The following is a 4,137-nucleotide window of genomic DNA, read 5'->3' as shown; positions in this document are numbered from 1 at the left end:
GGGCCTGGGACGGTCGACGGGGGTGTCAGGCCGAGCAGGGTGGGCGCGCCGCGCAGCCCGGCGACCACCTCGTCCAGGCCGCGGCGGCCGGCGGGGCCGGCCAGCCAGTCGCGCTGCGCCAGCGCGAAGGCGGCCGGTCCCGGCACGGGCCGGGCCGGCCACGGCGGGCGGGGCCGGGTGACCCGCACGGCGGCCTCGCGTTCGCTGTCGTAGCAGCGGCCAAGGTCGCGCACGAGCACGCTGAACGACCAGTCGTCGCAGACGATGTGGTGGGCCACCAGCAGCAGCGCGAAGCGGGGGCGGTCGTCGGCGACGAGGTGCGCGCGCAGCAGCGGCCCGGCGGCCAGGTCCATCGGGGTACCGGCGCTGGCGGCGGCCACCCGGGCGACCCGCTCCGCCAGCGGCACCCCCGGCACGGATCGCTCCAGGACCAGCTCGACCTGCGGGTCGTCGTGCACCCGCTGGACCGGGCCGGCATCGGAGCTGGGGAACACGGTGCGCAACGCAGGGTGCCGGGCGACCACCCGGCGCAGCGCCCGGGCCAGCGCCGCCCGGTCCACGATGCCGTCCAACTCGACCAGGTAGGACACCAGGTAGGAGGTGTCGGTCGGGTCGAGCTGGTGCAGGAACCACAGCCGGCGCTGCGCTGCCGACAGCGGCGCGGGCCCGTCGGTGACGGGCGTACCGGCGGTGGCCGGTGGCGTCGGGGCCGCCGGGACCTGCGGGGCGCCGGCCACCGCGGCCTGAAGGTGCGCGGCGAGGGCGGCCACGGTGGGATGGTCGAACAGCGCGGCCGGCGGCACGGGCACGCCGGTGGCGGCCGTGAGCCGGGCCGCGCACCGCAGGGCGAGCAGGGAGTCACCGCCGAGGTCGAAGAAGTCGGCCTCCGGCCCGGCGACCGGCACGCCGAGCACGTCCCGCCAGACGGCGGCGACCTGCCGGGCGGGACCGGCGGCGGGGTGGCCGGCGTCGGCCGCACCGGCATCGCGCTGGGCGTCGGCGGCACCGGTGGCGTCGGCCGGGCCCGGGGCGTCGGCCGCCTCCCACCGGGGGGCCGGCAGGGCCGCCCGGTCCACCTTGCCGCTCGGGGTGGTCGGCATCCGGTCCAGCCACACCACCGCCGCCGGCACCAGTGGGGCGGGCAGCCGCTCGCGCAGCCGGGCCGGCACGTCGTCGCGGCGCGCGCCGACCAGGTAGCCGACCAGACGGGGATCGCCGCTGGGCCCGGTGCGCACCACGGCGGCGGCCTCGCGTACGCCCGGCAGGTCGGCCAGGGCCGCGGCGACCTCGCCCAGCTCGATGCGGTAGCCGCGCAGCTTCACCTGGTCGTCGAGGCGGCCCAGGAACTCCAGTTGCCCGTCGGGGCGCAGCCGGACCCGGTCACCGGTGCGGTACATCCGCTCGCCGGGGCGGAACGGGTCGCGCAGGAACCGGGCGTCGGTCTCCTCCGGACGGTCGAGGTAGCCCCGCGCCAGGCCCGCGCCGGCCAGGTACAGCTCCCCCGCGGCGCCGGGCGGCACCGGCACGCCGTCGGCGGCCAGCACGTACGCCCGGGTGTGCGGCAGCGGTCGGCCTATCGGCGGGACGCCTCCGTCGGCGGTGATCTCCGCGCAGGTCGAGTAGGTGGTGTCCTCGGACGGGCCGTAGAGGTTGAGCAGCCGGCGAACCCCGGGACGGGCCAGGACGCGGGCGGCGAGGGCCGCGGTCAGCGGCTCGCCGGCCAGGCACACGGTGCGGACGCCGGCCGGCAGGGCGTCGGCGGCGAGCAGCTCGCTCATCGCCGAGGGGACGGTGTTGACCAGGGTGACCGGCAGCCCGGCGGCGTCGGGGTCGGCGAGGGTGAGGACGTTGTCGACCAGCACCACCCGCCCGCCCCAGCACAGCGGGCCGAAGATCTCGAACACCGACAGGTCGAAGCAGACGCTGGTGGCGGCCAGCACGCCGCTCAGTTCCTGGGCGGAGAAGGCGGACCGGGTCCAGCCCATCAGCACCGAGGCGGAGCGGTGCTCGATGGCGACGCCCTTCGGTTGGCCGGTGGAGCCGGAGGTGTAGATGACGTAGGCGAGCCCGGCCGCGTCGGCGTCCGCCTCGGGGCGGTCGGCCGGCTGTCCGGCCACGTCGAGGGCGTCCAGGGGCAACGCGGCAGGGCCGAAGCGGTCGGCCAGGCCGGTGCGGGTGAGCACCACCCGGGCGCCGGAGTCCTCGGTCATGAACGCCACCCGCGCCGGCGGGTACGCCGGGTCGAGCGGCACGTACGCCGCGCCGGCCTTGAGCACCGCCAGCAGGGCCACCACCAGGTCGACGTCGCGGGGCAGGCAGACCCCGACCCGGTGCTGGCCGGTGACGCCGTGCGCCAGCAGGACCCGGGTGAGCCGGTTGGCCGCCTCGTCGAGTTGCCGGTACGTCAGCCCCCGGTCGCCAACGCGCACCGCCTCCGCGTCGGGGGTCCGCTCCACCTGGGCTTCGATTAGGTGGTGCAGGCAGGTGCCGGTGAGCGGGGCACCGGAGATGCGGGGTGCGATGGCCCGGCGCACCGGCCCAGCGGGCCGGGCGGAGATAATCACTTCCGCCCGCGATTCGTCGTACGCGTGCAGCCAGACACCGAACGGCCCCCAAGATCGTAACGGTACGTGCGCCCGGGATGACCCTTTGGCAGGTCAGTGCTCCGAGCCCTCACGCTCTGCCACTTACAGCGATCAGTCGATTGCTCTCCGCTGAGAGATTTCACGAGCGCCGATGGGAATGCCAAGTGCCCTCCCGAGATGTGGGACACAGGTGGCGGAAACGCGAAACGGCGACGTCGGTTCGCTATACGACTGCGCGTCAGGCCGGGAAAGCGCTGAACAGGGTCGATGCGCCAGGAGGGTCCGCCAGCTGCCGGCCCGGCCGGCCCGAGGCTGTCGGGTAACCGCCAGGCCCCCGGGCGGGCCCGGCCCCGCCGCGCGAAGCCGTCAGGCCGGTCGCCGCCACTCGTCGGCGAGGACCGACCAGACCTCGATGTCGATGCGCCCGCCCGGCCCGGGAGATGCCTGGCGCAGCGTGCCGTCGCGGCGCATGCCCAGCCGGCGGGCGACGGCGACACTGCGGGTGTTGCGCGCGTCCGTCCGCCACTCGACCCGGTGGATGCCCCGCTCCCGCACCGCCCAGTCGACGATCACGCCGGCGGCGCGGGTGATCAGACCCCGCCCCTGGGCCGCCGGCTCCAACCAGCAGCCCGCCTCGCACCTGCCCAGCGCCGTGTCGAACGCGACGAACATGACCCCGCCGACCAGCGTCGGCCCCTGCGGGGCCGGACCCGCAAGCCAGATGCCCCAGATCCCGCCGGCGTCGCGGGCCCACAGGTCGGCGTAGCGTTGCAGGACGGCCCGCGCGGACGCGAGGTCGGTGGCCACGAAGGACGACCCCACCCAGGGCGCGATGTGGTCACGGGCCCGGTCGAGGTGGCTGAGGAACTCCTCGGCCCGCCACGGCTCCAGCACACGCAGCTCGGCGTCGGCGGTCAGGAAGCGAGCGAACACCGGGCCTCCCGAGGCTGCGGGGCGGGCGAGCGAACCGGCCCAGCAGACCATACGCCGGCTACCCGGCCACACCCGGGCCGCCCGACCGGGCCGCCCGACCTCACCACGCGGTGAGCGAGGGTCAGCCCACGTGGCGTCAGTCAGCGCAGGAGCGCGGCGCAGCAGATCGGCGCGGGCAGCGCGGGGCAGCGCGGCAGATCGGCGCGGGACAGCCTCTCGGTCAGCGCAGCAGGTCGGCGTGGGCGGCGCGAAGCCGGGTCAGGGCCGGGTCGCTGCCGGGGGTGACCCGGCGGTCGAGTTCGGCCCAGACCTCGGCGAGCGCCTCGGTGACGGCCCGCAGCTCGGCGGCGTGCCGCCGGCTGCTCTGCCGGTGCGACTCGTCGAGGCGGCGGGCCCACCCGGCGGTCACCGTGGCGAGCCGGTCGGCGTCGGCCCGCGCCTGCGCCGCGGTGCGGGCGGCGGAGGCGGGCACGATCGCGGCGATCGGGCGAGGGTCGCCGTCGCGGGTGACCATCGTGACCATGTCGGTCAGCTCGGCCATCGCGATGAGCTGGGTCAGCCGGGTGCGGGCCTCGCGCAGCGGCACGGCACGCGGCGGGGTGGGCTCGTGGGACAGGGC

3 protein-coding genes are annotated in these 4,137 nt (G+C 76.7%); all 3 read right to left on the bottom strand.

The window, feature by feature from the left end:
* On the bottom strand, nucleotides 1-2,534 hold a 2,534-nt coding region (locus tag E1258_RS30525), incomplete at its 3' end, for a non-ribosomal peptide synthetase (protein WP_132407197.1).
* A gap of 417 nt (nucleotides 2,535-2,951) precedes the next feature.
* Entirely contained in the window at nucleotides 2,952-3,518 is a 567-nt protein-coding gene (locus E1258_RS30520; RefSeq protein WP_132407195.1) for a GNAT family N-acetyltransferase, read from the bottom strand.
* A 220-nt stretch (nucleotides 3,519-3,738) separates the two neighbouring features.
* A complete protein-coding gene (locus E1258_RS30515) occupies nucleotides 3,739-4,134 on the bottom strand; it encodes a type II toxin-antitoxin system Phd/YefM family antitoxin (RefSeq protein ID WP_132407199.1) in 396 nt (131 codons plus the stop codon).
* Nucleotides 4,135-4,137: the final 3 nt, after the last annotated feature.

It is taken from the genome of Micromonospora sp. KC207 (assembly GCF_004348615.1).
GTDB lineage: Bacteria > Actinomycetota > Actinomycetes > Mycobacteriales > Micromonosporaceae > Micromonospora.
This window is presented reverse-complemented; position numbering and strand designations above follow the sequence as displayed.